This is a genomic window from Dyella silvatica (assembly GCF_026283955.1).
GTDB classification, from domain to species: Bacteria; Pseudomonadota; Gammaproteobacteria; order Xanthomonadales; family Rhodanobacteraceae; genus Dyella_C; species Dyella_C silvatica.
In genome coordinates, this window is sequence record NZ_JAPDPE010000018.1 from 18271 (window position 1) to 41780 (window position 23510).

The following is a 23510-nucleotide window of genomic DNA, read 5'->3' on the forward strand; positions in this document are numbered from 1 at the left end:
TAGCGCATCTTCATTAACTCGATTTAATGTTTTGGCGCTTAATGCATGCCGCGACGCAGATGATCTGCGGCAGCTAAAAAAACGCCGGACCGATCGCCGCGGCGCTGGATGACTCGCCGATCAAGCCGTCTGATCAGGACCGAGTTGCTCCAAAGCCTGCAGGTTTTCCTTCATCCGGCTGATAACACCCAGAGCCTGCTCCAGCTCGGCATATTCAATACCGCGAGTGGCATCTTTACGCAGGCCGTTCGCAATGACTTCCATATCGGCAACGACGTCGCGCGCCTGGTCGGTGACGTACAAGCGCCAGGCACGACGATCTTTGGGATCGGGGCGACGCTCGACAAAACCCGAGGCTTGCAGGCGGTCGATCACTCGCCCGACAGCGATCGCTTCCATTTCCAGAAACTCGGCAAGCTCGGTTTGCCGCAAGCCTTCGCGATAGCAAAGCATCTTGGTGGCGCGCCACTGTGCGCGGGTCAAGCCAAACTTCACGGCGCGCCGATCAAAGTGCTTGCGAAACAACATGGTGACATCGCTAAGCAGGTAGCCGAAGGAGATATCTTCCGTTTTTTTCATTACTGTCCGTCCCTCTCCATCATGGCGGTGATACGTCGGTGGTGATCGCTGCGTTATCACGCGTCAGCTGGAGTTCGTATGATTTCTAAGCCTTGAGAGTGCGGTATGGCTTGCGCGGGCGCAAGCGCAACCAGGTACGTGTTGACTGTGACTGCATAACTGGAGTGGAGTTCGACAGGCATCTCGTGCATCGCCATGCAGCACCGCGCAAACCAGCTGGCGCGCAGTCCATACCGGCCACGCGGACCATAAGGACCGACACTTGCCCCTCGAGATCATCACCGGCGATATCACACGGCTAGCCGTCGACGCCATCGTCAACGCGGCCAACCCCAGCCTGCTGGGCGGTGGCGGCGTCGATGCAGCCATCCACCGCGCGGCCGGGCCGGCCTTGCTCAAGGCTTGCCGCGCCCTGCCCGAAGTCGCTATCGGCGTGCGCTGCCCCACCGGTGAAGCGCGCTTGACCGCCGGCTTCGGCCTGCCAGCGGATTGGGTGATTCATACCGTAGGCCCGATCTGGCGAGGTGGCGAACACGATGAAGCCATGTTGCTGGCCCGCTGTTATCGCCATTGCATCGAGCTTGCCCTGGCCCACGGCATCCGCTCGATGGCCTTTCCGGCGATCAGTTGCGGCGTTTACGGCTATCCGCCCGAGCGCGCCGCTTCGGTGGCCTTGAACTACTTGCTCGATGCACGGCGCCACGGCCTCGACATGCAACTGCAAATCTGCTGCTTCGATGCGGCGATGACGGCTGTCTGGCACGCTCAGAGAAGGCTGATCGAGTCGCTCTAAACGCCGCCAGGGAGAGGCCCTACCCTGCATGCCGTCGAGAGCAGCCCGGGCCACGCTCAGGTTTTCTTGGTATTGAACGGATACAGCGGCGGCAAGGCGGAGGTCACCATCGTTTCACTCGCGTCGCGCCAAACAAAGCCATGCCGGAATGCCGCCGCCAGCATGTCCCCCAACGGAGCCTCGCCCTGGTTCCCGTAGTGCTTGCGCTGCAGACTGGCGATGGCCGCACGCTGCGCCTCGGGCGCCAGCATCGATGCCAGCTCGCCAAGATTCTGCAAAGCGGGCCGCTCAGCACGGGCCCATGCCAACAAGCTGCGCACTTGCTCGGCCGAATCCTCAGCCCGGGCTGCCAGCAGAAAGCCAGCGCGCAGGCGACCCGCGCCGTCCACCGCCCCGACATCGCCAACCTCGACGGCGCCCTGGCCCCGGCGCCATGCCCACCAAGCCAGCAAGCTCAACAGCGATAGACCGAGGCTGCCCAACGCTATCCAGTGCCATGGCAAACCCAAGGCTGGCGCAGCTGTCGCGGTCACCGGTGTAGCTACGCTGCTGCTTGCGGCAGCAACCGAAGTGGCCGGCGCGACCTGTGCCGGCGCGCCTGCCGCTGGCAGCACCGTAAAGCTGCGCGCGGGCAACCGCGCCACTTCGAGATGATCGTTATGCAGGTTCCACCAGGTCAGGGTGGTCTCGGGAATCGTCAAGGTGCCGGGCCGATTGGGCACCACCGCGAAACTCTGCTGATACTGGCCCACAATCAACGGAGCATCGCGCCGAGTGCCGGTGACTTTCTTGCCTGGATAAACCGTGGCGCCGTCCAACGTCGGCAGGCTAAGCGCCGGCAGTACTTCGTAGGGCAAGCCGGTGGCTTCAAGGCTCATGGTCAGATTGAGCGGCTCACCCACATGCAGATCGCCCTGCACCGGCGCGCCATCCAGCGACAGTTTCAGCTGCTGCGCCGGCAACCAGCTCATGCCGCTCGCCGCTGTCGGTATCGCGCGCACCTCGATCGACACCGGCGACGATGCCGCCGACAGCGGTTTGGAGCTGGCAAAGAAGGCATTGGGATCGGACATATCCATCGTCTCTCCCTGAAACGCTATCGGAGGGATCTCGATATGTCCTGGCTTTTGCGGGATCAGCGCATAGTGTTGCTCGACCACGTTATAGCGGCGGCCGTTGCGCTCGGCCTGGTAATCGACCTCGTCGCCGATGCGATACAAACTCACGCCATCGAGCCTGGGCTCGATCAGCGACCCCGCATTCAAATTTACCGCGTAATACATCCGTACGATGTATTGCAGCTGCTGCCCGACATAGCCACTGGCAGGCTCAGCGGATGCTTCCAGAAAGACGTCTTCATTTCCCTTGGCATTCGGGCTATTCGACGCTGTGCCGGCACCGGCGGGAATGACTTCAAGCTGCAACGGCTGGGTCATGCTCCCGGCAAAGCTCAGCGCGGGAATCTGCAAGGTGCCGACACGCTTGGGCCGCAGGGCCACATCGAAGGTAAACTCTGCGCTGCTGCTGCCGTTGACGATGCGCAGGCTGCTGCTCGAAGAACTCCCCAGCACGAAGAAGTCTTGCGCCAGGGCGCTTAGATCAGGGCGGCTAATGCTGTTGCTGCCCTGCAAGCGTAGATTGAGCGTGACCGTTTCACCCAGGGACACGCGGCTGCGATCCAGCGTGGCCTGGACCTCGATGGCTCTGGCCGACAACGGCGACAACAGCAGCAAGCAAAGCAACATAAGCAAGCGACGCCACATCACGGTTGCTCACCCTCCGCAGCCGCATGACGCTGCCGGTATTCGAGTATGAATTTGCGCCGCAATAGCGCACCGGGATCGTCGGGCACACGCTGCAATGCCTGGCGTACGTCGGCCGGAAGCTTGGCTTGCGGGTCATCGGCGTCGACGGTGCTCAATTCATGACCGGCTGGCTGCTTGGCCTGTTTCGGCCCGCTTGGCGCGGCGCCTTTCTGGGTGCTTACCGCACTCTTCGCGGCTTGCTCCGCCAGCTTTTGATCCATCTGCTGCTGCAAGGCTTGCCGCGCTTGCTCGGCACGTGCCTGCTGCTCGGCCTGCTCCTGAGCGGTAGGCGGCTTGACTCCCGCACTACCGTCGAGTGACTGACTTTGCTTGCGCTCTTTGTCCTGCTCCGATTGATCTGCATCGCTGGACGCGTTGCCCTGACCATCCTGCGACGTACTCGGCGGCTCACCCGATTTTGATTCGGATGACGAACCGGATTTCGCCGATGACGATGCACCCTTGTTATCGCCTGACGATGACTTCGATTCTGGTTTGTCCTGCTTTTGCTGGTCTTGCTTCTGCTGCTCTTGTTGCTTGCGCAACCAATCGGCGACGGCCTGTCGATTGGCCTTGGCATCGGCATCGGCGGGGTTGCGCTTCAAGGCTTCATCGTAGGCCTTAAGCGCCTTGTCGTACTCGCCTTGCTTGGCCAACGTATTGCCCAGGTTGTACTCCGCGTCGGCACTCGTCGCCTGCTTGAGCGCCGCCGCGGCGGCGGCGTAATCACCCGCCCGATAAGCTGCCGCGCCGCGCAGTGCAGGATCGCTGGCCAGTTGCTCCGCTTGCTGTGGCTTGCCATCGCGTAGTGCACGCGCCGCTTGTTGATCCGGGCGCCGCCACAGATCGGACCAGCTGCTTGCGAATGCCTGATTCGGCGCCAACGGCAACAACAGCAACGGCACCAGCAACAACCAGCCGCGGCGGAACGCCAACGCTGCCAGCGGCAACAACGGCAACAGCAACCAGGGCCCGCGATCCTGCCACTCGTCACCACGCTGCGCGCTTGCCTGGATAGGTGCTTGCTGCACCCGTAACTCGGCCTGCAATGCATCGATGTCGCGACGATCGTCGCTCATCAAGACATAACGACCACCACCGGCTTCAGCCAGCGCGGCGAGTGCGCCGTCATCGCGTTTGGCCATCTCCAGGCCACCATTTGCCGCGTGCAAAAACTGGTCATCCCCCAACGCTATCTGGCCACCCTGAGTCGTGCCTACGCCAAGCACGGAAACACGGATGCCGGCGGCTCGCGCCTTGCGTGCCGCTGCCTGAGCGTCATCGCCCACCTGATCGGCCACCAGCACAATAGAGCCGCCGCCCGTCTTGGCGTGATCGATCAATGCCATGCCGCGCTCGATCGCTTGCGCGGCGTTATTGCCATCGACCGGCATGGTGTCCGGCGCCAACGCGTTGAGCAAATCACTCAAGCTGTTGGCATCGCTGGTCAATGGCGCGACCACAAAGGCCTCGTCGGCATAGGCGACCAGCGCATTGAGACCGTCGTGATTGGCGGCAAACAGGTCGCGCACTTTGTAGCGCGCCCGATCCAGCCTGCTCGGTGTGATATCGCGCGCCAACATATGCTGCGATAGCGAGAGCGCCACCACCTGCGCTGCCCGGCTGGCATACATGGGCTGCATGCTGCGGCTCCAGGTCGGCCCGGCTAGCGCCAGCACACACAGGCACCAACTCAGGGCAAACAAGGTCAGCGGTACCGAGCGGCGACTGGCCCGCCCTTGCAGCAAATACGGCAGCAGCTCGGCATCGACCAGACGCGATAAGGCCTGCTGCGCCGGACTGCGTTTCACTGCCAGCAGCAGCAACAAAGGCAGTATCAGCAGCCCCAGCAACCATCCTGGCTGCAGAAAATGAAATTGCTGCAAAGCCTCACTCCAGGCCGGGCTCATTCGGCCACCCTCGCGCCACGGTTGATGACCTGTGGCAACACCCGGCGCAGCATCGGCAACAACAAAAGCACCACCGCAGCCAGCAAGGGCCAGCGGAACAACTCATGCCGTGGCCGCAACATGGGCCCTTGCTGCACGATGGGCTCAAGGGCGTCGACGGCCCGATAGGCGCCGGCTAATTCATTGGTATCGGTGGCACGGAAATAGTGGCCGCCGGTCTGTTCGGCAAGCGAGCGCAGCATGCCTTCATCCAGATCGGCCGATGGATTGACTATTTCGCTACCGAACAGGTCGGCCACACGCATGGCGGTAGCGCCAATACCAATCGTATAAATGCGCACCCCAGCGGCCTTGGCCGCACGCGCAGCATCCAGCGGTGAAATATTGCCGGCGTTGTTGACGCCATCGGTCAACAACACCAGCACCCGCGCCTGTTGCGGCAGCGCCGACAAGCGTTTGACCGCAACCGCGATGGCGTCGCCAATCGCCGTCTCGGTACCGGCCAGCCCTACCGCTGCGCCTTTGAGCTGCGCTTGCACCGCAGACAAATCGTAGGTCAACGGCGTCACCAGAAAAGCACGGCTGCCAAAAAGGATTAAGCCAAGTTCGTCACCGCTACGGCGCGTAATGAAGTCGCCGGCAATCGTCTCGACCGCACCAAACCGGCTGATCGAGCGCCCGGCCAGCTGCATGTCATCGGTTTCCATGCTGCCCGACAAATCGACCGCCAGCATCAAGGCACGCCCGCTGCGCTGCTGTGCCTGCGGTGGGCCGACCCATTGCGGACGGGTCGCTGCAAGCAATAGACAAAGCCATGCCAGGATCAAGATCAGCGCCGTAGGGCTCGACGTCTTGGCCGCCACCGCGGCTAAGCGCAGCCCGGGGTGCGGCAGATGCAACGCCTGCCCCGGCGATGCTGGACGTACCCAGCGCCAGAGCAGCCATGGCAGGGGCAACAAGAAAGCCATCCACGGCCAGGCAAATTCAGGCCAGACAAAGGCGGATCGGAAGTACTCAAGCATGATCCGACTCCGTCTGCGCCAACCGACCGGCCGGTGCTGCGGCGCGCACCGACTGGCGCGGACGACGCAACGCGCGAGTCAGCCACTGCCGGCTCGCGGCGATGACCGCATCCTGATCGAATGATGCCTGTGGCCGATACATGACGCTTTCCAGCACCATCAACCGATCCAGCGTCGCCGCTGGCACCGGTATGACTGCCAGCGCCTGGCGCCATGCCTCGCCATGTTTCTGCGTTGCGCCTGGATCGTACTGACGCGCCACGCGCCGAAGCAGCTGATGCAAACCTGCGGCAAGTGCGGCGGCATCATCGGCCGCATGAAGCACCAGTGCATCGACCTCAGCCAGCACCGAAGCGAGCTGCGCCTGCCATTGACGTCGCTTGCGCATTTGCCATGCGGCAAGACCCAACAGCAGCAACAGCAATACCGCCAGCATCCACCAGCCCGGCGCAGGCGGCCACCAGGAGGGTTCCGGCGGCAAATGGATATCGCGCAGGACAGGCCCCACATGGGCCGGCGCCAACGGCGGGTTTGCGCTGGCCCCCTTCATCGCGCCGCCCTGCTGAGAGCGGACTTGTTCGCACCCAGCAGTGCCGTGATCGCATCCAGGGGGTCGGCCACCGTATCGATGCTACGGCAGGCTAGACCCAACCCCTGCGCCATAGCGCTCAAACGGACCTGCCCCGCGCCGAGACTGCGTTGAAATTCACTGCGCTGGCGCTCAGCCTGCAAGACGACCTCCCGCCGCTCACCATCATGCTCCAACGGATAGCTACCCGCAGGCGCCAACGCCAGCTCCAGCGCGTCGGCCACGATCAGCACACTGACACGCGCACGCCGGGCCAGATCGAGCAAGCGTCCTTTCGCGGCCGGCTCGTCGCAACTCAGGCCATCGCTGATAAGCAACACCCGGCTTGCGCCATGTAACAAGCGATTGGCTCGCATCAGCGCTTCGGACAGCGCTTCGTCACGCCCTTGCAGGGGTATGGCATCCCATTCGGCCAAAGCCCCGCAAACTGCCAGCGCGCCGCGAGGGCCTGCTTTGGGCCGTAACAGTCGCTCACCTTCACCAAAGGCCATCACACCGACGCGCTCGCCCGCACGCACGGCATACCACGCGGCTATCGCCGCGGCTCGCGCCGCCTGCACCGATTTGAACCGCACGCGGGTGCCGAAACGCATGCTGGCATGGGTGTCCAGCAGAATAAGCAAACGTCCTTCGCGCTCTTCTTGAAACAACTTGGTGTGCAGCTTTCCGCTGCGTGCCGTCAGCCGCCAATCAAGACGGCGCACGTCATCGCCAGGCTGATAAGCACGCGACTCGGCATAGTCCATGCCGCGGCCGTATAGACGGCTGGCCTGCTGACCATGCCGTAGCGCATGGCTTTCGATAGTGGGCATGGCGGCCTTCACCACGCGCGCGCGTTGCGCCATCAACTCGGCCAGCGACACCGACACTCGTCCGTCACCCATGTGTTGAGGCGGCTTCACTTGAGGCGATCCAAGCATGCTCACGGCAGCGGCACGAGATCCAGCAACCGGGCGATCACTTGATCGCTGCGCACACCCTCGGCCTCTGCCTCATAACTAAGCAAGACACGATGACGCAGCACTTCATGCGCAATGGCGTGAATGTCCTCCGGCAGCACGAAGTCACGCCCCGCCAGCCAGGCCCGCGCACGTGCGCAGCGATCCAGCGCAATAGTGGCGCGCGGGCTAGCGCCCCAGGCAATCCAGCGCTTCAATTGAGGCCCGTAATGAGCTGCGTCGCGAGAGGCCAAGACCAGCTGGGTCAGATACTCCTCCAGCGCCGGTGCCATATGCACCGACAAGGCGGCTTCACGCGCTGCGAAGACATCCGCCTGGCTCAGCGTCGCCCGCAGCGGAGCTTGCGGATGCAGACTGCGGCGCGCCTGCTCGCGCGCCAATCGAAGAATCGCCAATTCGGAGGCGGCATCGGGGTAGCCGATGGTGACATGCATGATAAAGCGGTCAAGCTGGGCCTCGGGCAAGGCAAAGGTACCCTCTTGCTCGATCGGGTTTTGCGTCGCCATCACCATGAACAGTTCGGGTAGCTTCCATGTACTACGCCCCACCGTGATCTGCCGCTCGCCCATGGCCTCCAGCAGGGCCGACTGGACCTTGGCCGGCGCCCGATTGATCTCGTCCGCCAGCACGATGCTATGAAACAGTGGCCCCCGCTCGAATTCGAAACTACCGGTCTGCGGGCGAAATATATCGGTGCCGGTGAGATCGGCAGGCAATAGATCCGGGGTGAACTGCACCCGGTGAAAATCCGCCTCGATGCAGGCGGCAAGCGCCTTGACCGCGGTGGTTTTGGCTAATCCCGGCGCCCCTTCGACCAATAAATGCCCGTCGGCCAGCAACGCCACCAGCAGGCACTCGATTAAATGCGGCTGGCCGATGATGCTGCGCTGCATGTCATCGCGCAGCTGGGCGAACGCCTGTTGCAGGCGGCTCGGTGACTGGACCTCGGGCATATCCATCAGTAGTTCCATAGCGTGGCTTGCGGCGTCAGACCGCAGCTCTGTATGGAAGTTTAGCGGTTCCGCCCGCCATCCCCAGCCGAATCGTATCGCAGGCAAAGAAAAGGCGGCCAAAGCCGCCTTTTCAATCATGCCCGTGCTCAGTTTATTGCAAGGTGTCGCTGAGAATGCGTGGCGTCACGAAGATCAGCAACTCAGCCTTATCATTCTGCCTTGAGGTGTTGCGGAACAGCACACCAATGCCAGGGATATCGCCGAGGCCAGGCACCTTGGTTACCGTATTCTGCTTGGTGATTTCATAGATGCCACCAAGTACGACGGTCTGTCCGTTATCCACCAGCACCGACGTATTGATCTCCCGAGTATCGATCAGCGGCACCTGACCATTCGGCGTGGAAACCAGCTTGTTCAGCGCATCTTTCTTGACGTTAATCATCAGATAGACGCGGTTATCGGCCGTAATCGTTGGCGTCACCTTCAGCTCCAGCACCGCATCCTTGAACTGCACCGAGGCCGTAGGCGCGGCGCCCGCGGCACCGCTCTGGAAGGTCACATAGCCGATTTCCTGACCTTGACGGATCACCGCTTCTTGCTGATTGGCAGTAATCACTCGTGGGCTGGAGATCACCTCACCACGGCCTTCGGTCTGCGCGGCCGACAGCTCCAGGTCCAGCGAGTAGTTGGCGCCCAGAATGGCCAGACCGAAGCTGCCTGCCGGGCTGGTGACTGGCAGATTGACGTTGAGCCCATTGGCGCCCTTGCCGTCGCCATTATCCGTACCGCCTGTCGAAATCACGTTACCGCTGCCATTGCCATTCGGCGGCGCACTGCCGGTATTCGGATTGTGGATCTTGCCCTGCACGCCAAATTTTGCACCAAGAGCCCGTGTAAATTGATCGGTAGCGATAACGATACGCGATTCGATCAAGACCTGCTGCACCGGCTTATCCAGCACTGCAATCAGATCGCGCAGTTCTTTCAACTTCTGCGGGTTGTCATTAATCAGCAGTGTATTGGTGCGTTCATCGAAGGAGACACTGCCACGTGACGAGAGGAATCCTCGGCTGGAGTTAGCAGCACCACCAGCGCCACCACCACCGCCACCACCGGATGAACCCTGCGCACCCTGGGTCAACAGCTTGGCGATATCTTTGGCCTTGCCGTAATTGATCGGCACATAGTCCGTCACCAGCTCGGCATTGTCCTCAGCCTTCATGCGTGCGGTGGCAATGTTCTCTTCGTACTTGGCCAGTTCTTCCTGCGGCGCAATCCAGATCACATTGCCGTTACGGCGCTTGTCCAGGCTTTTCGCACGCAGCACCACGTCGAGTGCCTGATCCCACGGCACATTGACCAGGCGCAGGGTCACGCTGCCGCCAACCGTGTCCGAAGCAACCAGGTTGAGCCCGGAAATATCGGCAAGCAACTGCAGCGCCGAACGTACGGGAATGTCCTGGAAGTTGAAGGTGACGCGGCTGCCGTTGTAGACCGGGTCCTGCCCCTTGCTCAGCTTGCCGTCGATTTCCCCACCTTTGGCATCTTTCTTTTTCGGTGCGACTTCAACCACGTACTGATCGGCCGTCTGGTAGGCCGACGTATCGACATTACCCTTGATCGCAATCTCCATGCGCGCACCGCCACCGGCGGCCGCCTTGGTGCTGATCGACTGCACCGGGGTAGCGAAGTCCAATACGTCCAGCCGCTGCGCAAGATTCGTCGGCAGGTTGGCGTGGGTGACGCTGACAATCAGCTTGTCGCCGTCACGATGCATGTCGGCATTTGCGCCGGCACCGCTAAAGCCGATCAAGATTCGGCCTTCGCCATTCGGGCCACGACGGAAATCCACGCCCGATATCGCCGGGCCGTTAGCCATGGAAGGCAGGGCCTTGGAGGGATCGACGGCCGACGCCGTGGTTGTCGCCTGCGACTCGGAACCATTGCTAACCGTCAGGACCAGGCTATTTCCGTCGACGCGCGAGCGATAGGACGACTCACGCATCAACTCCACCACGACACGCGTGCGGCCAGCCGCGGATATTGTCGATACGCCCGTGGTCGCACCTTGGCTAATGCCGATATGGCGCGCAACCGCGTTGTCGGTATCGGCGAAATCGACCGCAATGCGCGGCGGGTTGCCGGTGCTGAAGATTTTCGGCTCCGGCACTGGGCCGGTGAAATTCATATGCAGCTCGACCCGGCCACCAGGCAGCGCGTCATAGCTGATTTCTTTCAATGTATTGGCAGCCGCGGCTGCGGTACTTGCCCAGGCAGTGCCGACAAGCAGCAGGCCCACGGCCAGACAACGACTCGCTCGGCGCATCACACAATCCTGGACAGGTTTGATTTGTTTGGTCATTGCATCAGCCCCTGAATCTCTATTTCTCGCCAAGCGCGATGCTGGCCGAACGTTCCATCCAGCCACCATTACCGTTGGAAACCAGTTCCGCCACGTCGATATGGTCATCGCTGATAGCGGTGACGCGACCGTAGTTCTGGCCCATGAATTCATTGCGGTGGACGCGGTGAATCACCCCACCCGGATCCTTGATCAGCACCTCGGTGGAGGCGCCGGCACCAACGGTGCCGACCATTCGCAGGCTGTCCAAGGCGAACATTTCCAGCGGCTGCTTGGCCCGATTTTCATCGGGCCGCGGCCCGGCGTTACTGCCACTGGGCTGCAGCTCGGCCGTGCTGGGGCTGAACGGGTCGCGTCGCCCCTGATCGTTGTACTGGAAGGTTTCGAAGGTCTTGATCACCGGCAGCGGTTGGATCGGCACGCCTTTCTTGGCTTTCTCCTGCGCAACCCAGTCGTGCAAATCGGCCTGGCCGCTGCAACCGCCCAGCATCACGACGGCACTCAATACCAACAAAGCGCGCACGGCATAGGCTCTCGGCTGAAGAAGGGATGAGATGGCGATGGGCTTACTCATTTCTGCCCTCCCGCCTTCGCTGCAGCCGGTGTCTTGTTTCCTGCAGCGGCAGCAGCCGCCGACTTGCCGTCGCTGCTTTCGTCATCTTCCAGATAGCGATAGGTTTTTACCGTGCCCTGCAGCACCAGCTGGCCACCGCTAGCCGCTTCAGCTTTGCCGGGAGTCGCGTTCTTCGGTGTCAGCGACACATCGTGCAAGGTCAGAATCACCACCCGCGGCAACGAGGCCACACCGCTGATGAAGGTACCGAACTGGTGGTAGGTACCGACCCTGCGCAAGGTAATCGGCTTTTCTGCGTAGAAGTCCTTCGGCACTTCGGGACCCGGCTGGAACAACTCGGTTTCCAGGCCCGCCGACAATGCCGTCTGCGAGACGTCGACCAGCAGCTCCGGCATCTCGGTTTTGCTGGGCAGCTGGCGCAGTAGCTGGCGCAGCATGTCCTGCATCTCGTCGAGCTGTTGCTGCAAGGCTTCGAGATTGACCGCCTTGGCCTGCTTTTGCGAAAACTCTTGCTTCAGTTGTTCTTCTTTGCCGGCGGCCTGTTGCAAGGTGTCCTGCTGATCGCTGACATACAGATACCAGCCGAGAAAAGCGATGACACCGAACACCAGTACGGTGAAGAAGATCTTGATCGATTGTGGCCAACCACCAATATTGTTGCGATCGAGGCTGCGCAGATCATCGAAAAATTTCATGATTTGGCCCCTCCTGTCGTCGTGGCAGGCGTTGGTTTGACCACCGTAGTCGCCGTCGCTGGCTTAGCCGGTGCAGGTGTTGGCTGCGCCGACGGAATGGCCCCGCGAGCCGGCGTCGGCAGCGCGGGATGTGCCGCAGCAGAACCGGCCGCTGCCGGGTTACCGGCGGCCGGCATGATCGGCGCATGGTCAGGGTGGTCGGGATCCAGGGCGTCGTCCGACTTCGGCCGGCTCAGTGCCACATCCAGACCGAAGACATACGGCATGCGCGAATCGCCATGCATGTATTCGGCCACGCTGGCGTTGGACTGCGCCACACCATCCAGCGTCATCGAATCACCGCTTTGCTTAAGCCCGGCCAGACGTCCGCTCGCCGGAATGGTTTTCACCAATTCGTCAAACAGATGCACCATCTGCGAGCGATTCGCCTGCAACTGCTCAATGATTTGCTTGCGTGCCAGCAGACGCTCGCGCACCTTTTCCAGATCTTTGATCTTGGTGATGCGATCGTCCAGCAGCTTGATTTCGGTCTGCAGATACTGGTTGCGGCTGTTCTGGGTGTCGATGCGCTCACCCATCCACAGTGCCCATACCAACAGGAACCCCAGCGCTGCCACAAACGCCGCCAGCAACTGCATGTAGAACTCGCGCTCACGCTGCTTGCGCCGCTCATTGCGCCAGGGAAGTAGATTGATTTGTGCCATCAGTCGAAGCTCCTCAGCGCGAGGCCGACGGCAATCATCAGTGACGGTGCGTCCTGAGCCAGCGACTGTGCCTGCACTCGCGGAGATAGCGTCATGCGCGCCAGGGGATTGGCCACCATGCAAGGCACACCGAGCTGAGATTCAAGCATCGGCGCAAGACCTTCGATCGAAGCGCAGCCACCGGCCAACACCACTTGATCGACCTTGCTGTATTCGCTGCCGGCATAGAAAAACTGCAGCAAACGGCTGATCTGCTGAACCAGCGATTCCTTGAACGGCTCCAGCGCTTCGCTTTCGTACGAATCAGGCAGGCCGCCCTTGCGCTTCGCGCGGCCGGCTTCTTCATAGGAAAGACCATAGCGACGCATGATTTCATCGGTCAGCTGTTTGCCGCCGAAAATCTGCTCGCGCGAATAAATCGTGCGCTGATTGCGCAGCACCGACAGCGTGGTCATGGTGGCGCCGATATCCACGACCGCCACCAGCGCATCGCGGCTCACATTGAGCTGGTCGGCAATCATCGCAAAGGCGTTTTCCATCGCGAAGGCCTCGACATCGATCACCTTGGCGCTGAGTCCGCCGAGGTCGAGCGCGGCAACGCGCATATCGACGTTTTCGGTACGCGATGCGGCCAGCAGCACATTGTTCATTTCGGGGTTGTCGCGCACCGGGCCGAGCACCGCGAAATCGAGACTTACCTCATCAATCGGATAAGGAATGTACTGATTCGCCTCGACCTGGATCTGGCCTTCGAGATCGTCCTCGCCCAGCTCACTCGACATCGGAATGATGCGGGTGATAACGGCCGAACCCGCCACCGCCGCGGCGGCATGTTTGTATTTGGAACCGGACCGCGCCAATGCCCGCCGGATCGCCTCGCCCACCGCCTCGACCTCGACGATGTTCTTTTCGACCACAGCATTGGGGGGTAGAGGCTCCACCGCGTAATGCTCTACGCGATAGCGTCCACCGGACTGACTGAGCTGCAGCAGCTTAACTGCGGTCGAACTGATATCGACCCCAATAAGCGCCGGCCTCTTGGGTGTAAAAAGCCCCACGATTTTTCCCCCTTACCCCTTGACGCCTGCACCTTGTCTGGTGAGTACGCCGTGGCATTAGATCCAAAAATTAACGTATTGGCAACGGCCTACAAGAACTTTCTCGACTCAATCACGTGACGGCATGCACACTTGTATCAATCAGATCGGTAACAGCTTTTTTTGCGGCCCTACCTAAGTCAAGAGCCTGCCCTATGCCCCCAAGTAGCTTCGGAGACATAGGCCAGGCTCGGTAAGCTGCCAGCCTTCGCTGATGTTGTAGATACTGCAACATCTATACTCTGTCGTGTTTTGACTCAGGTCTCGCAAAAACCACATCATGCGAATTTTGACGCGTTTGTTGCGCTGGGTGCTGATCCTGGCTTTTACCGGTCTGCTGCTGTGTATCGCCGCGGTCGGTGTGGCTTACTGGTTGATCTCACCCCGCCTCCCCTCGGTAGCCGTCCTCAAGGACTACCACATGCAGGTACCGCTGCGCGTACTCAGCGCGGACGGCAAGCTGATTGCCAGCTTTGGCGAAACCCGACGTATTCCGGTGGCTATCGCCGACGTGCCGGAGCGGCTTAAACACGCCGTGCTGTCGGCCGAGGACGCTGATTTCTACAACCACCCCGGGGTGGATTGGCACGGTATCGCCCGTGCGGGCATCCACGTGGTCCGTTCCGGCGGCGACAAAGGCCCCGGCGGATCGACGATTACCCAGCAGGTGGCGCGCAATTTCTTCCTTAGCCCGGAAAAGCTTTATTCGCGCAAACTCACCGAAATCTTCATTGCGCTACGCATGGAGAATGAGTTGAGCAAGGATCAGATCCTTGAGCTTTATCTCAACAAGATGTTTCTCGGCCACCGCTCCTACGGTGTAGCGGCGGCGGCGGCTTATTACTATGGCAAGACGCTGGATCAGCTGAGCATTGCCGAATGCGCGATGCTCGCCTCGACCTTTCAGCTGCCCTCGGCGGTCAATCCGCTGAATAACCCGTCACGCGCTATCGGGCGCCGCAACTGGGTACTGGGCCAGATGCTGGAAAAACGCTATATCAGCAAGGCCGAGCACGATCAGGCCGTTGCCGAGCCCAATGATGCGTTTCCGCACGAGCCGCAGATCGAGGTGGATGCGCCTTATTTAGCTGAAATGGTGCGGCTGCAGGCACTGGACCGGCTCGGCAATGACGCGCTCACTGAAGGCTATATCGTCAAAACTACCGTGCAGAGCGGCCGCCAGCAGGCCTCGGTCGAAGCGCTTCGCGCCGGCTTGATCGACTACGACCACCGCCATGGCTGGCGCGGCCCGGAAGCCCATCAAGAGCTCGCTGACAGCGCCGGCAAGGAAGACTATGACCGCGTGCTGTCGAGCTATACCGATATTTCAGGGATGCAGCCCGGCATCGTTACCGCGGTATCGGGCGATGACGCCACGGTTTACCTGAGTAACCGCGAAAGCGCGCGGCTTAACCTGGATGCCGTCAGCTGGGCACGCCCCTACGTCAACGATACCCGCGTAGGTGCCGCACCCAAGAACGTCGCCAGCCTACTCAAGCGCGGCGATATCGTGCGGCTGTCGCGCAACGAGAAAGGCGAGTGGCAGCTGACGCAGATTCCCGCGGTGCAAGGTGCCATTGCCTCGGTCAACCCTGAAGACGGTTCGATCCAGGCATTGGCGGGCGGCTTTAACTTCGTGCGCAGCAAGTTCAACCGTGCCGTGATGGCCGCGCGCCAACCCGGCTCCAGCTTCAAGCCGTTTGTCTATTCAGCAGCCTTCGAACGCGGTTTCACGCCTGCATCGATCGTCAACGATGCGCCGATCGCGTTACCTGATCCGTCGCGTCCAGGCGGCCTGTGGACCCCATCCAACGACGACGACAAGTTCGACGGCCCGATCCGTTTGCGCGAGGCGTTGGTGAAATCGAAGAACCTGGTTTCCGTGCGCCTGCTGGACGCCATTGGCGTGCGCTATGCCCGCGACTACATCACCCGCTTCGGTTTCACGCTCGACTCTTTGCCGGGCAATTTGTCGATGGCTTTGGGCACGGCATCCGTTTCGCCCATGAGCATGGCGCGCGGCTATGCCGTTTTCGCCAACGGCGGCTATCTGGTGACCCCTTACTTCATCAGTGAGATCACCGATCGCAGCGGCAAACCGGTCTATCTCGCCAACCCCGCACGGGCTTGCCGTACCTGCCAGGAGCGCTTGCTTGACAGCCGCCCCGCAGGACCGCCAGCCGGCGCGTCGTCCACGGCCAGCGTGGCCGCAGCCGGCAGCAGTGCCCAGCCGGCAGCGAGTGGTAGCGCGGCCATCGGCGACACGGTGCTGCCGGCCGATGCGCATGATGCAGGCGCCCATGCGCCAGTGCTCGCCCCGCTAGTGATCGATGTGCGCAACGACTACCTGATCACCTCGCTGATGCAAGACGTCATCAAGCGCGGCACCGGCGCAGCGGCAAGAGCACTGGGTCGCGATGACCTGGCCGGCAAGACCGGCTCCACCAACGACCACCGCGACGCCTGGTTTGTCGGCTTCAACGGTGATCTGGCCACCGCCGTCTGGGTGGGCTTCGATGATTTCTCGTCACTGGGACATGGCGAGTTCGGCGCCAAGGCGGCGCTGCCGATCTGGATGGATTACATGGGTACCGCGCTGAAAGGCGCCCCGCTGTCCGCCCTGCCCATGCCCCCCGGTATCAGCACCGTGCAGATCAACCGCGCCAGCGGCCTGCCCTCCGGCACCGGCGACCCCAACAGCATGCCCGAAATGTTCAAGGTAGAAGACGTAGATCGCCTGCGTGAGCAAGCCACCCAGCAAAAGGATGACCCAGAACAGCAACATGCTTACGATATTTTCTAAACCAACAATGCAGGCTGGGGTGAGCGCAGCGAGCCCCAACACCACGCACTGACGGCTTATCGCACCCTTTCCACGTCACCGTGTTATCGCATTACCACAACGTTGTCGCTTCACCGGGTTGGGGGTCGCTGCGCTCACCCCAACTTACGTCACTCTTGTCTGCGACACTCTTGCGCAAGAAAGGAAGAGACGGTATTTACAATGACGCACGGGCTCACTCTTTGAGGGGGATCTAGTCATGACTCGAGGTGAACACCACCGCATCCACGCGCAGGACCGTGTTCAACGCAATCGTTTGCGCGTCGCTCAAGAAGCCGCCCGCCTGATGAGCGAACACGGTATCCGCGACTTCCACCACGCCAAGCTCAAAGCCGCCGAACGGCTAGGCATACAAGACGCTCAAGCACTGCCGCGCAATGATGAAATCGAACAGGCACTACGTGAGCATCAACGCCTGTTTCACCCTGACAGCCAGCCGCAATTGCTACGTGAACGACGCGAGGCCGCCATCGAGGCCATGCGCTTTCTACGCGCCTTCGAACCCCGCCTGGTCGGCACCGTACTCGATGGCACCGCCGACGCCCACTCTGCCGTCTGCCTGCATGTCTTCAGCGACGACCCGGATGCCCCCACACTGTTCCTGCAAGAGCATGGTGTCCCGGTAGAAACCCAGACACGTCGCCTGCGCACCGGCCGCGACGAACAGACCGAGTACCCGGTACTGCTGTTTGCGGCCGACGCACTGCCCTTCGACCTTACCGTGCTACCGCGCGACGCCTTGCGCCAAGCGCCACTGGACCGCATCGATGAGAAGCCGATGCGGCGCGCCTCGCTTCCCATGGTCGAGATCCTGCTGGCCGAAGACGAGCTTGCCGCCAACGAGATCAGCGACTTCGAACGCAAACTGGCGACCGCCTTGCGCTGAGCCGCCCAAACAAAAACGCCCCGACCTCAGGCCGGGGCGTTTCTCACGACAGGCGCAAGCGCTTAGCGCTTGTCGGTCGGGATGTAATTGCGCACGTCGGAACCGGTATAGATCTGCCGCGGACGGCCAATACGGGCACCCGGGGTTTCGTGCTGCTCGATCCAGTGTGCGATCCAGCCGGCGGTACGCGCGATGGCAAACATCACGGTAAACATTTCGGTCGGGATGCCCAGCGCCTTGTAGATGATGCCGGAGTAAAAATCGACGTTCGGATATAGCTTGCGCTCGACGAAGTAGTCATCCTTCAACGCCGCCTCTTCCAGCTTCATCGCCACCTCGAGCAAGGGGTCGTTAACGCCCAGCTCGCTCAGCACCTTGTGGCACATCTCGCGAATGATCTTCGCGCGCGGGTCGAAGTTCTTGTAGACGCGATGACCAAAGCCCATCAGGCGGAAGCTGTCATTCTTGTCTTTGGCGCGATTGACGGCGGTTTCAACCTTGTCGGCCGTACCGATTTCCTGCAACTGCTTGAGCACCGCTTCATTGGCGCCACCATGTGCCGGACCCCAAAGCGCGGTGATACCGGCAGCGATCGAAGCGTACGGGTTGGCGCCGGTGGAACCCACCAGACGTACCGTAGAGGTCGATGCATTCTGCTCGTGATCGGCGTGCAGGATGAACAGCAAATCCAGCGCCTTGGCAGCCACCGGGCTCAACGTCAGCGGCTCGCTCGGCACTTCGAACATCATGTGCAGGAAGCGATCCACGTACTCAAGATTGTTGCGCGGATAACGCAACGGCCAGCCGATCGAATAGCGATAGCAAGCCGCGGCGATCGTCGGCATCTTGGCGATCAGGCGAATAGCCGCCAGCTTGCGGTCTTCCGGGTCGTCGACATTCAAATCATCGTGATAGAACGCCGAAAGCGAGGCGACCGAGGCGGCCAACATCGCCATCGGATGCGCATCGTGATGGAAGCCCTGGAAAAAATTCTTCTGCGACTCATGCATCATCGTGTGATGCGTGATCTGGTGGTCGAAGCTGCTGAACTGGATCTGGTTCGGCAACTCACCATGGAGCAGCAGGTAGGCCACCTCGAGGAAACTGGACTTCTCGGCCAGCTGCTCGATCGGGTAACCGCGGTACAGCAGCACGCCCTCGTCACCATCGATATAGGTGATCGCACTCTTGGTGCTGGCGGTGCTGCCGTAACCTGGGTCGTAGGTAAAGTGTCCGGTGTCTTTGTACAACGTACCGATGTCGATACACGCCGGTCCGAGCGTACCGCTGAGCAGGGGTAATTCGCTGCTGCGTTGGCTTGACTCATCCACCAGCTTGACGATCTTGGAATCAGACACAGAAACCTCCTTCACGTAGTCATCGACGAGGCAACCTTGGGGACGGCGCCTGTTGACGAGGGAATGTGGGCGTCGCGCTCGACAAGGTGCTTGGCAAACACGCAGCGGCAATACGACGGCGCGCATTATCGCACATCACTTCGGCATACATTCGACCGCGGATGGTCGAGTGTATGCCCATAGCGGACACGAAAAAGCACGGGGTGAGTTTGCACTCACCCCGTGCTTAAACTGAACTCATTGCGTTACCGAATGACGGCAAGGGCAACGACAGTAATTACTTCGCGGCACCTGCGTAACGACGACGGAACTTGTCGACGCGGCCACCCACGTCAAGCGTCTTCTGCTTGCCGGTGTAGAAAGGATGGGAATGGCTGGAGATATCCACCTTGATCAGCGGGTACTCGTTGCCGTCTTCCCACTTCACGGTGTCCTTGGCGGCAATCGTCGAGCGCGTAAGGAACGCGAACTCAGACGACAGGTCCTGGAACACCACCGGCCGGTAATTCGGATGGATATCGGGCTTCATAAGCTGACTCTAAAGCGGTAGGTGACAAGAGCGGCATTATATAAACCACTCAAGGACATAGTCAACCTGAGGCAGCCTTAAAAGCCTGAGCCCGGCCATGCCCCGAACGCTGATCCGGGGCGGGTGGCGAGCTTCAGAGTGCCTACCGCATCGAGGCTGGGCCTCATTTCTCAGCCCCCAACGCCTTCCGCACCATGGCCGCGAACCGGGGCTGGTCCACTTCGAGCACGATTCGCGCATTGGCCGGCCGGCCCAGACGACCCGCCCAATCCACCACGGTGGCACCGCGGGTCAAACGGCCATCCAGCTCGACCGCGACGTGACGATTTTCACTGCGCGTGATGATATCCGGGTCGATCGCCACGGCCATCGCCAGCGCATCGGCGGCGATCACGCCACGACGCTCGTTTTTCGCATTGAAAGACCGCGCCGTCTGAAACACCTTGCCGAAAAACCTCGCGCGGTGATCCCCCCGCGCCAGCCAGTCATCGAACTCGCTTTCGTCGAAGGCATGCCGCAATGTCGCCTCCCAATCGACCAGGTCGAACTGTGGGAAGGCCTCGAACACCACCTGCGCCGCCTCAGGATCAAAGCCGACATTGAACTCAGCCGGCACCTTGCCGGTATTGCCAAGGCCTGTGACCGCCCCGCCCATCACCACCAGCCGCGCAACGCGCCCGGGCAAGCTAGGGTCCAGGCGCAACGCCAGCGCAAGATTGGTCAACGGCGCCAGCGCGACCAGGGTCAGCTCACCCGGGCGCTCACGGGTTAGCCGCAATAAAGCCAGCGCTGCCTGTTCGTCGCTGGCCAGCGCTTTCGGCTCCGGGTAGCCAACATCACCGAGACCATCCTTGCCGTGCACAAACGCGGCGTCTTCTTCTGGCAAGCGCACCAATGGCGTTGGACAGCCAGCGAATACCGGGGTGGGAGCAGCCAGCAAATCCACCAGGGTAAGCGCGTTGCGCACGGTATGACCCAGCCCGACATTGCCAGCGGCAACACTTAGCCCTGCGACATCGGCGTGCGCGTGCGCCATCAGGATAGCCAGCGCATCGTCTACGCCAGGATCGGTGTCGATCAGGAGTTGCGGCTTGCTCATAAGATACGGCTCTTTGGTAACAAGCCAGCTAGCTTAGAGCGACTGGTGAGCATGGAACAAGGCAACCCCTCGCGTAGCAGCCATCTGTATCGAGCACCTAGGCGTGCACATAACGGGCGGCGCCACCGACCCAGCGCTCGATCAATTGCTCCGCATGTTTCGCGTGCTGCTTCAAGATCGGCAATGCGAAAACTCAGCTGTCCGGTTTGCCGCGTACCCAAGACTTCGCCGGGACCGCGCAGTTCCAGGTCCTTTTCAGCTATGCGAAACCCGTCATTGGTCTCTCGCATCACCTGCAATCGCTCGCGTGCCAGCTGGCCCAACGGCGGCTGATATAGCAGCACGCAATTGGAAGCGATGGCGCCACGCCCGACCCGCCCGCGCAATTGATGCAGCTGCGCCAGACCTAGCCGCTCGCTGTTCTCGATGACCATCAGGCTGGCATTAGGCACGTCCACGCCGACCTCGATCACCGTGGTCGCGACCAGCACGGCCAGCTCCCCCGCCTTGAACGCATCCATGACTGCCTGCTTTTCCTTCGGCTTCATGCGCCCATGAATCAAGCCAACGCGAAAGCCGGCCAAGGCCGCGGACAACTCGGCGTGCGCCACTTCGGCCGCCTGAGCGCGCAATTGCTCCGACTCTTCGATCAGGGTGCAAACCCAATACACCTGACGGCCTTCGCGGCACGCGACATGAATGCGCTCGATCACTTCGTGACGGCGACCATTGGAGATAGCAATGGTCTGCACCGGTGTGCGGCCAGGTGGCAGCTCGTCAATCGAAGAGACGTCTAAATCGGCATACGCACTCATCGCCAGTGTGCGCGGAATAGGCGTCGCGGTAAGCACCAGCTGATGCGGCACCTGCTCGCCCTCGAGCCCCTTGTCACGCAGGGCAAGACGCTGATGCACGCCAAACCGGTGCTGTTCATCGACGATGACCAAGCCGAGCCGAGTGAAGCTCACACCCTCCTGCATCAAGGCGTGCGTGCCAATGACGATAGGCGCACCATCGGCTACGCGCTGCAAAGCCTTTTGCCGCGCCTTGCCCTGCACCTTGCCCGCCAGCCACTCGACTTCAATGCCCAATGGCTCAAACCAGTGACGGAAGTTGCGCAAATGCTGTTCGGCCAGAAGCTCCGTGGGCGCCATCAAGGCCACCTGACGACCCGCCTCCAAGGCGGCCAAGGCGGCTAGCGCTGCAACGACGGTCTTGCCCGAGCCCACATCGCCCTGCACCAGGCGCAACATCGGCTTGGGCTGGACCAGATCCGCCGCAACCTCGCCCGAGACCTTTTGCTGCGCTGCCGTCAATTGAAACGGCAGACCATCGCGCAGGCGTTGGCGCAATTGACCATCACCGCCCAACACCGGAGCATGTCGACGCCGTACCGCCGCGCGCATGCGCTTGAGGCTGAGGTGCTGGGTCAGCAACTCTTCAAAAGCCAATCGCTGCTGGGTGGGATGACGGCCAAGCGTGAGTTGACCCAGGTGGGCATCTGCCGGCGGCCGATGCACGTACAGCAGTGCTTCTCGCAAGGAACTCAGCCCATGCTCCGCGCACAGCTCAGGCGGAATCAGCTCCAACTCCGCGCTCGGCGGCAATAAGGCCAGCGCCTTGCCGATAACCCCGGCCAGACGCTTCTGCCCCAGTCCATCAGTGGTGGGATAGATCGGGCTAAGCCGCTCCTCGACGGTAATCGGCGCATCCTCAGTGACCCGCTGATATTGCGGATGCACCATCTCGAGGCCTTGCGCCCCCATCCGCACCTCGCCATAGCAAAGCAGCCGCGTACCGGGTCGCAGTTGTTCAGTCTGAGCCCGGCGAAAATGAAAGAAGCGCAGCAACAACGTGTGCCCCACGTTATCGCCAATCGCCACCTTCAATTGCGGTCGATATCGAAAACCGCTCTCGACCGCCTCGACCACACCCTCCACCTGAACCCGCTCGCCCGGCCGCAGATCGGCCAAGGCGGTGACATGGGTTTTGTCTTCGTAGCGCAAAGGCAGGTGAAACCATAAATCCTGCACCCGCTCCAGGCCCAGCCGCTTCAAGGACTCCGCCAGCGCCGGACCGACGCCAGCCAGCGCCGACACCGGCGTCGCACCGGCATCGTGATTGATCATGGACTGGGTGGGCCGAGCAGACATAAGGGGAAGCCTACCGGAGCACGATGCGCTCGCGTAGTCCGCATAACCCGCAGCCCCTGTCAGTCAAACGCGATCAGCCCGATCAGCCGAACCTGACTCAATCCAGCACCATCACCGCGTCGACTTCGACCTGCGCCGCCTTGGGCAACGCCGAAACCTCGATGGTGGAGCGCGCCGGAAAAGGTGCATGGAAATACTCGGCCATCACCGCGTTCACTGTCGCGAAGTGCGCGAGGTCGGTCACGTAAATGCCAACGCGCACTATCTGCCCCAGCGAGCCTCCGGCAGCCTGCGCCACCGCCATGAGATTCTCGAAGACACGGCGTGTCTGCGCCGCGATGTCGCCATCGACCAACGCACCCGTCGCCGGATCCAATGGAATCTGACCCGAGAAATACACCGTATTACCTGCACGCACAGCTTGTGAATACGGGCCAATCGCGGCAGGGGCTTGATCGGTGCTGATGATGCTGCGAGACATGGATTTTCCTCAGGAACGGGGAACGGGGAACGGGGAACGGGGAACGGGGAACGGGGAACGGGGAACGGGGAACGGGGAAAAGCCTAAGAGGCGGGAGCGGAAAAGCAAGCGCAAAAATCA

19 protein-coding genes and 1 pseudogene are annotated in these 23510 nt (G+C 61.4%); 3 read left to right on the forward strand and 17 right to left on the reverse strand.

Annotated elements, in window-relative coordinates; translation table 11 throughout:
* Positions 1–120: 120 nt before the first annotated feature.
* Positions 121–579 (reverse strand): MarR family winged helix-turn-helix transcriptional regulator, encoded by a 459-nt coding sequence (locus OUZ52_RS05715; RefSeq protein ID WP_266157384.1) that lies wholly within the window; start codon positions 577–579, stop codon positions 121–123.
* A gap of 262 nt (positions 580–841) precedes the next feature.
* Here OUZ52_RS05715 and OUZ52_RS05720 point away from each other — a divergent pair, with 262 nt between their 5' ends.
* On the forward strand, positions 842–1372 hold the full coding sequence (locus OUZ52_RS05720) for an O-acetyl-ADP-ribose deacetylase (RefSeq protein WP_266157385.1): 531 nt from the start codon (positions 842–844) through the stop codon (positions 1370–1372).
* A 56-nt stretch (positions 1373–1428) separates the two neighbouring features.
* Here OUZ52_RS05720 and OUZ52_RS05725 read toward each other — a convergent pair whose 3' ends face one another.
* The 11 genes from OUZ52_RS05725 to OUZ52_RS05775 form a co-directional block, all read right to left on the reverse strand.
* Complete coding sequence (locus OUZ52_RS05725; RefSeq protein WP_266157422.1) at positions 1429–3135, reverse strand: BatD family protein; 1707 nt, start codon at positions 3133–3135, stop codon at positions 1429–1431.
* Entirely contained in the window at positions 3135–5087 is a 1953-nt protein-coding gene (locus OUZ52_RS05730; RefSeq protein ID WP_266157387.1) for a VWA domain-containing protein, read from the reverse strand. The genes OUZ52_RS05725 and OUZ52_RS05730 overlap by 1 nt, the downstream gene beginning before the upstream one ends.
* Positions 5084–6109 (reverse strand): VWA domain-containing protein, encoded by a 1026-nt coding sequence (locus OUZ52_RS05735; protein WP_266157388.1) that lies wholly within the window; start codon positions 6107–6109, stop codon positions 5084–5086. Before OUZ52_RS05735 ends, OUZ52_RS05730 begins: the two co-directional genes overlap by 4 nt.
* Entirely contained in the window at positions 6102–6659 is a 558-nt protein-coding gene (locus OUZ52_RS05740) for a DUF4381 domain-containing protein (RefSeq protein ID WP_266157389.1), read from the reverse strand. Before OUZ52_RS05740 ends, OUZ52_RS05735 begins: the two co-directional genes overlap by 8 nt.
* Positions 6656–7582 carry a DUF58 domain-containing protein gene (locus tag OUZ52_RS05745; RefSeq protein ID WP_266157390.1) on the reverse strand — a complete coding sequence of 309 codons (927 nt, stop codon included), beginning with the start codon at positions 7580–7582 and terminating at the stop codon, positions 6656–6658. Before OUZ52_RS05745 ends, OUZ52_RS05740 begins: the two co-directional genes overlap by 4 nt.
* Before the next feature lie 38 nt (positions 7583–7620).
* Complete coding sequence (locus OUZ52_RS05750) at positions 7621–8616, reverse strand: AAA family ATPase (protein WP_266157391.1); 996 nt, start codon at positions 8614–8616, stop codon at positions 7621–7623.
* A gap of 145 nt (positions 8617–8761) precedes the next feature.
* Complete coding sequence (locus OUZ52_RS05755; RefSeq protein ID WP_266157392.1) at positions 8762–10936, reverse strand: type IV pilus secretin PilQ; 2175 nt, start codon at positions 10934–10936, stop codon at positions 8762–8764.
* 55 nt (positions 10937–10991) lie between these two features.
* Positions 10992–11546 (reverse strand): pilus assembly protein PilP, encoded by a 555-nt coding sequence (locus tag OUZ52_RS05760; protein ID WP_266157393.1) that lies wholly within the window; start codon positions 11544–11546, stop codon positions 10992–10994.
* Positions 11543–12244: a type IV pilus inner membrane component PilO gene (locus OUZ52_RS05765; RefSeq protein WP_425493798.1), complete on the reverse strand. Its 702-nt coding sequence runs from the start codon at positions 12242–12244 to the stop codon at positions 11543–11545. The genes OUZ52_RS05760 and OUZ52_RS05765 overlap by 4 nt, the downstream gene beginning before the upstream one ends.
* On the reverse strand, positions 12238–12945 hold the full coding sequence (locus OUZ52_RS05770) for a PilN domain-containing protein (RefSeq protein ID WP_266157396.1): 708 nt from the start codon (positions 12943–12945) through the stop codon (positions 12238–12240). Before OUZ52_RS05770 ends, OUZ52_RS05765 begins: the two co-directional genes overlap by 7 nt.
* A complete protein-coding gene (locus tag OUZ52_RS05775) occupies positions 12945–14003 on the reverse strand; it encodes a pilus assembly protein PilM (RefSeq protein ID WP_266157397.1) in 1059 nt (352 codons plus the stop codon). Before OUZ52_RS05775 ends, OUZ52_RS05770 begins: the two co-directional genes overlap by 1 nt.
* A 319-nt stretch (positions 14004–14322) precedes the next feature.
* Here OUZ52_RS05775 and OUZ52_RS05780 point away from each other — a divergent pair, with 319 nt between their 5' ends.
* Positions 14323–16845 (forward strand): penicillin-binding protein 1A, encoded by a 2523-nt coding sequence (locus OUZ52_RS05780; protein WP_266157398.1) that lies wholly within the window; start codon positions 14323–14325, stop codon positions 16843–16845.
* 238 nt (positions 16846–17083) lie between these two features.
* On the forward strand, positions 17084–17770 hold the full coding sequence (locus tag OUZ52_RS05785; protein ID WP_266157400.1) for a hypothetical protein: 687 nt from the start codon (positions 17084–17086) through the stop codon (positions 17768–17770).
* Positions 17771–17832: 62 nt separating this feature from the next.
* On the opposite strand, the gene OUZ52_RS05790 is transcribed toward OUZ52_RS05785, so the two are convergent.
* The 5 genes and pseudogenes from OUZ52_RS05790 to OUZ52_RS05810 form a co-directional block, all read right to left on the reverse strand.
* Entirely contained in the window at positions 17833–19128 is a 1296-nt protein-coding gene (locus OUZ52_RS05790) for a citrate synthase (protein WP_266157401.1), read from the reverse strand.
* Between the two features lie 277 nt (positions 19129–19405).
* A complete protein-coding gene (locus OUZ52_RS05795) occupies positions 19406–19657 on the reverse strand; it encodes a type B 50S ribosomal protein L31 (RefSeq protein WP_114845150.1) in 252 nt (83 codons plus the stop codon).
* A gap of 163 nt (positions 19658–19820) precedes the next feature.
* Complete coding sequence (locus OUZ52_RS05800; RefSeq protein ID WP_266157403.1) at positions 19821–20756, reverse strand: nucleoside hydrolase; 936 nt, start codon at positions 20754–20756, stop codon at positions 19821–19823.
* Between the two features lie 97 nt (positions 20757–20853).
* Positions 20854–22909 (reverse strand): annotated as a pseudogene (gene recG, locus OUZ52_RS05805) (ATP-dependent DNA helicase RecG).
* A gap of 97 nt (positions 22910–23006) precedes the next feature.
* A complete protein-coding gene (locus tag OUZ52_RS05810) occupies positions 23007–23390 on the reverse strand; it encodes a RidA family protein (protein ID WP_266157404.1) in 384 nt (127 codons plus the stop codon).
* Positions 23391–23510 lie beyond the last annotated feature (120 nt).